This is a genomic window from Empedobacter sp. UBA5528, assembly GCF_002426075.1.
Taxonomy (GTDB): domain Bacteria; phylum Bacteroidota; class Bacteroidia; order Flavobacteriales; family Weeksellaceae; genus Empedobacter; species Empedobacter falsenii_B.
Window position 1 is genome coordinate 58,299 of record NZ_DINY01000047.1, and the last position, 6,061, is coordinate 64,359.

Annotated in this window: 7 protein-coding genes; 2 read left to right on the forward strand and 5 right to left on the reverse strand. The window is 28.3% G+C overall.

Going from position 1 to position 6,061, the window contains the following annotated elements; genetic code table 11:
* The first annotated feature begins 152 nt into the window (after window positions 1–152).
* Window positions 153–347, forward strand: coding sequence for a C4-dicarboxylate ABC transporter (locus tag B4L98_RS10900; RefSeq protein WP_135834486.1), 195 nt, complete (start codon window positions 153–155; stop codon window positions 345–347).
* The gene (locus tag B4L98_RS10905; protein ID WP_291078211.1) at window positions 331–1,332 is read left to right on the forward strand and encodes a PstS family phosphate ABC transporter substrate-binding protein; all 1,002 of its coding nucleotides are present in this window, start codon (window positions 331–333) and stop codon (window positions 1,330–1,332) included. Before B4L98_RS10900 ends, B4L98_RS10905 begins: the two co-directional genes overlap by 17 nt.
* Here the strand turns inward: B4L98_RS10905 and B4L98_RS10910 are convergent.
* The 5 genes from B4L98_RS10910 to B4L98_RS10930 all read right to left on the reverse strand — a co-directional run.
* Window positions 1,303–1,947, reverse strand: a complete 645-nt coding sequence (locus B4L98_RS10910; protein ID WP_219035206.1) for a hypothetical protein — start codon at window positions 1,945–1,947, stop codon at window positions 1,303–1,305. The genes B4L98_RS10905 and B4L98_RS10910 overlap by 30 nt on opposite strands.
* Before the next feature lie 11 nt (window positions 1,948–1,958).
* Window positions 1,959–2,144: a hypothetical protein gene (locus B4L98_RS10915; RefSeq protein WP_291078212.1), complete on the reverse strand. Its 186-nt coding sequence runs from the start codon at window positions 2,142–2,144 to the stop codon at window positions 1,959–1,961.
* 10 nt (window positions 2,145–2,154) lie between these two features.
* Window positions 2,155–2,919: a PorP/SprF family type IX secretion system membrane protein gene (locus tag B4L98_RS10920; RefSeq protein WP_291078213.1), complete on the reverse strand. Its 765-nt coding sequence runs from the start codon at window positions 2,917–2,919 to the stop codon at window positions 2,155–2,157.
* A gap of 17 nt (window positions 2,920–2,936) precedes the next feature.
* Complete coding sequence (locus B4L98_RS10925) at window positions 2,937–4,775, reverse strand: T9SS type B sorting domain-containing protein (protein WP_219035208.1); 1,839 nt, start codon at window positions 4,773–4,775, stop codon at window positions 2,937–2,939.
* Window positions 4,768–6,061 (reverse strand): hypothetical protein (locus tag B4L98_RS10930; RefSeq protein WP_291047508.1); only part of this gene is annotated, 1,294 nt, incomplete at its 5' end. The genes B4L98_RS10925 and B4L98_RS10930, both read right to left, overlap by 8 nt.

Genomic DNA, 6,061 nt, shown 5'->3' on the forward strand with positions numbered 1-6,061 from the left:
CATTGCATTCATTTTTTTGAGTGTGATGGTTTCTATTGTTTAAGAAATTGAATATCTATTCAGAAAAAGTTCTTTTAAATGTATATTTGTCGCATAAAATTTAAGTTTTAAGTCAATCTTAACACAATAAAATTGTAACTTCGTTGCGAATTATGAATAAGAATATTGTTTACGGATTGATTGGTTTCGGTTATTTTTTGATCGGAATTTTTACTTGGAAATATCAGTTTTTCATCATCAAATTAGATGAAATAAAAGCGATGTTATTGGGTATTTTATTTATTGTTTATGGCGCTTTTCGTGTTTATCGCGGTATAAAATCTTATAAAAATGATCAAAAAAATTAGTTTACTTTCACTTTCGGCCTTTCTTATTTTTTCCACTTTTAGTTGTAAAGACAAAGAAAAACAGACAAAAGCTGAACAAAAAACTGCTGTAAAACGCGCTTTACACGAATACGGAGATTTGGCAATGACGGTAGATCCAAGCTTTAAGAATTTGGCGCAATCGTTAGCAAATATGTATATGGTTGATTATCCAGATGTAAAAATTACGATTAACGAAGAGATTGAAGAAAAAGCTATCAAAGATTTTTATGAAGGGAAGATTCCTATTTTGATGGTAAGTAAGCCTTTAACAAAAGCTCAACAACAACATTTATTCAATAAAACAACAACAAAATATATTTCTTCTGTAATTGCATTAGACGCAACAGTTTTTATTACCTCTGTTGATAATTCAATCAACTCTATCTCGATGAATGATATTAAGGATAATTTGTATAAAAATGATCCGAAAATAACATTTGTTTACGATCATCCAAACTCTGCCAATTACAATACAATAAATGATAAATTAAAATTATCTGTAGAAAATGGCGCAAAAGTAACAGCTATGGGCGATGCAGAAAAAGTGATTGATTTTGTACAAAAAGATAAAACTGCAATCGGAATTATTGGATTGAATATTTTAAGTGATAAAGGAAATCCGAAAGTTGAAGAATATCTTAAAAAGGTAAAAATATTATCAATTGCAGATGATAAAGGAAATTTAGCATTGCCAACTATTCCGAATTTGAAATATGGTGTTTATCCTTTTTATCGTCAAATTTATATTTTGAAAAATGAAGTTGGTTTCGGAATTGGAGCTGGTTTCACAAGGTTTGCAGGTTCGCAACGTGGACAAAAAATTGTAACACGCGAAAGTCTTCAACCTTATTATATTTATAAACGTGAAGTTCAAATTAATAACGNNCCTTACAATAAAAACAGAAAACCTTCCGAAATGGAAGGTTTTTTTTGGTTATTTTCTATTATCTATCTCTTTTCTTAATTCTATTATATGTTTGAAATTAGACAGATCTTCTTCATTCAAACTATACCATTCAATCCAATCTATACGCATTGTTGTGTCATATTCTCCTAACAAAGCATCAAGTAAAATATAAATTGTATTTTGCATTTGTCCACTACCATCAAAATTCTTGATGTATAAATCTATTCCATATAAACCTTCATTTATAGACGATTTATAATACAAATCATCATAAGATATTTCATAATCATTGTAACGAATCCCTAAATTATCATTACCAATTCTTTGGCGAAAAGCAATAATATTCCAATTTTTGAATTTCGGAGATTGTTTAACTAGTTTTTCAACTGATACAAAACTCTCTTTTAAACCATCAGCCGAAATCGTAAATTCTCTTTTCCCATTTTCTAATATTGGACTTGAATTAAAAGCTAAATTTGAATCAACCTTTACTAATTCATTTCTAATCTTATCATACAATTCTAATTGTAATTCTTTGCTATCTATATTATCATAAATGTATTTTTCATTTTTTTTAAACCAATTCCAAAAATTAGTTTCTGGACTTGACTTACAAAAACTAAAAGATGAACAACCAACAATAAATAGGACTAAAAGTAAAATTTTATTCATTATTCATAATATTAATCAAATCTTGCTCCCCAAGGGTTTTGCAAATCGAAACCTAAACTAAATAACATTCCGTTCTTGCGACCATCAACTTGATAATCTGATAAACCAATATCGTAGGAAATTCCAGCTTTTAAAGAACCAACTTTAAACTTTAGGATTGGTGAAACAAACAACGGATTGCTATTTTTAGAATCCATTCCTTGCTTGTTACCCTACTCCAATATCAACGCCTTGATTATTGTCTCCAAAACCAATATGCGACATCAAGTTTATATCCAAATGACGCTCCGAATTCGAGTTCAAATTATACACCAAAGAAGGTTCTAACGCAATTCCTTCGGAAACGTTCCATTTATATCCAACATTGAAATAATACCACGTTGGCAAAGGCTCTACATTGTTCACATAATACACATTTTGGCTTAACGGAATATCCAAAACCGACACTCCAGCGGAGAAACCAGCATATTTGAAAGATAATCCCAAATTCGCAAAATATGTAGAATATTTATCTTCTTGTAAAGCAGGGTCATTCGGATCTTCTGCGATAATTTTTGAATAATCAAAACGTTGCGAAACATTAGAAGCACCAACACCGAAAGAGAAAACATTGATTTCATCTCCATCATAACTTCTATCATCAATAGGAATGTGATATGCTGCATTAATTCCGAAACCAGTCATTTTAACTGCCCCATTTCTATCGTTGAAAAATTGCATTCCCAACGCCAAACGATCTACAATAATTCCGTGAGCACTTACCGTTTGTGTACTTGGACTTTCAGGTAAATCGTCCCACTGATTGCGATGCGTTCCTGTTATAGAAATCACATTCGGGTCTTGTCCTGCGTACGAAGGATTAATTAACATTTTATCACTCACCAAATAGTGATTATAAAACGGTAACCCTTGTTGTGCTTCTACTTTATAAAGTGAGAATAGAGTTAATATGAATAGTGTTATTTTTTTCATAAATATGTTTCAATCAATTAATTGATTTTTCGTTTAACTAATATACTACCAGAATATAAAACTTGCAAATCATCTGATTGCTTCGAGAATTCTAACAAATACCAATATGTCCCATCTGCAACAGGTTTACCATTTAGCGTTCCGTCCCATTTTATAATATCTGTTCCTTCTTGTGTCAATATCTGTTTTCCGTAACGGTCAAAAATAATCAATTTGTACGAATTTGATGTATCGGTAACTTTACCATCTTTTGTCATTGGTTGCCAAATATCATTAAAACCATCATTATTTGGTGTTACAACATTTGGTAAAGCAAGGTAAATAACATTTTTACGCTCCGAAACTCCACAATTATTCAATCTTACTCTTACTGTAAAATTATTATTTTTGATATTATCTGGAATAATTAATTCATTCTTTGTTTGCCAATCTACAATTACTTTTCCATCAGAATCAAACAACGCATATTCTAACTTTCCATTTCCTTTTGCAGAAACAATTATACTTTTTTCGTTGATTGTAATTTTATCAATTGTAGGCAATACTGAAAGAGAAACAACTAACGTTTTAACAATAGAACAACCCGATAATTTATCTTCAATTGTAATTTTATAATTACCTGCATCAAGCTCAAAAATATATGTTCCTAAAATTCTAGTTCCATCTTCTTTTTCTACCTCATAATAATACTTATCGTAATCTGTTTGAGTTGTAAAATCTAACTTATATTTTTCTCCTGTACACAATGGATCTGGATTTTCAACCTCGATATTAGGTAAAGAATTTTTCTTGTAGTTTAATTTTAAGGTAATCACACCACAATAGTCCAAATTATAAAAATCAACATCTACTGAACCTTGATTAGAATTAAATTGATCAAAAATTTGATCTTTTGTTTTAGAACTTGTTAAAGAATAATTAGTTTGAATGTAATCTAAAATTGCTTGAATTTGAGTTTTCGCATCATCGTTTTCACCTTCACAAAAAACAATTGGATTCGCTTTTGTATAACTTTCTAATGAAGGAACATCAACAATTAAATCTTGTTTTTTATTGACCGTTAATTCTACAGCTGTTAAACAAATCTCTCTTAATGTATTTTTAAATTCAATTGGAATATTCAAAGAAGTATTTCCTCCAAAATTCAATATTCTTTGGATAGAATTTCCTTGAATATATTCTGTTCCATCAATAAATATTTTGTAATCAAAAACATTTAGTCCGAAATTATTTTTTAATAAATCATCATCAATTGTTAATGTTTCTCCTTCGCAAAACACACCTGAAAATGTTGCAGATACAACATTTGGTTGATTAACTGTTTTTACAATTAAATACATATCTTCTGAAAAACAGCTTTCACCAACTTTTTTTATTTTAAAACTTAATGTTTGATTAGAATTTGCATTAACATTAACTGGTAAAAATGGTGTTCCATCTAAATTAAAAATATCAAAATCTGTAATGTTTGAAATTCCAAATTTATCTTTAATATGTTCTTTTATTTCATCTATATCAAAAGTATAATTTTGTGTCACACCTAAACAAACAGGATTGAATAAAACTTCAAAAGGTTTTGTAGGAATAGAAGAATCATTTAACGTAATTTTCAACGGAGCTGTAGATTCACAAAAACCAGCTTTATTTCCTGTAATTGATAAATTAAAACTTGTTTGTGTTCTATTGTTGTAAATCTCATTATACAAATTTTGAAGTTGTGATTCAATATAACTTGTACCATTATAAACCAAATTTATAGTAACTAAATTATCATTCTTTTTTACATTATTGATGATTAATTCAAATTCAGAAAAAGAAAAATCACTTCGGCAAAAAGTTAAAGTCAAATTATCCAAATCTACATTTGTTTTTTTTCTTAACTGTAAACTCTACAATATTACTTGTACAAGATGCATCAGAACGATCTTCAATCTGAACATTAAACTTAGCTTCATTCCCAATAAAATTATAAGGTGTTGTTGGCATATTCACTAAACGATAAATAGTTGAGTCAACTCCTAAAGCAGTTAAAATTTCAGCTTCTGATAAAATTTCAGTATTACAAACTTCTGCAAATTTTCCAGAAGGTAAAATAGGATTTGAGTTAATTAGCTTAAATTCAACTTCTCTTGAAAATAAATCTATAGAACAGAACTCAGCACCAATATATTTTAATTTGATTCTATAATTATTAGAATTATTTAAAGGAATATTTCCATTAACAATTGCGTCATCAACATATACTTCATAATCTGCATATTTAGAGGAATTAATAGATGGAGATATTCTACTAATTAAATCCTCTTTTAAAAAAGTTATTGACGTAGCACAATATTGTTCTGTTTTGTTTTGAACTGTATAAATCAACTCTGGAATAAATTTGAATTTTATAGATTTATAGATATAAACTAATTTATTAGAATTATCATAAACTCTGGCATACAAAATTTGTTCTATTCCGTTAATATAGCTGATATTATCATTTGTAGATGTATTATCTGGTTTATAAAATTCTATATTCCCAACATTTATACTTGGGTCTGAAACTCTAATATCATTTATAATTTTGGTCTTCACATCTGATAATAAATAATCATCTGTATAACAATGGTTATCAAAAACAAGATTATCTACTGTTTTAGCTCCACTAATTGTTAACTCTAAAATTGGATTATCTGTACCATAAATTGCTATTACAATAATTTCTCCTTCTTTTAACTTACTTCCATTTTCAAAAGCACTTACAAAACCATCTGTAGAATTTGATATACAATCATTTAATTTACCACCCTTTAAACCCTTCTCTTTTGTTATGTTACTATAAACAGCTCTAATTGGATTTATAGTTGTATATTCATTAGAACTTGAACCTGTTCTTACAAAAATATCATTAGGATTCGAATTTTTCGAAAGTCTCCATAACATAAAATGGAATTTATCAATATTTCCTTTCAATGTAAATTCAAAATCCATATCATTCGGTGCTACGTAATAATAAAAATTATAATAGCCAGTTGTATGGAACTCACAATTCATTAAACGTGGAACAAAAGAATTTACACTTTCGTTAGGTAATGTTATTCCAGAAGTTACTATATCATTAATTTTATTTATTAAAGGATGTGTAATCTTCCCTAAAAAA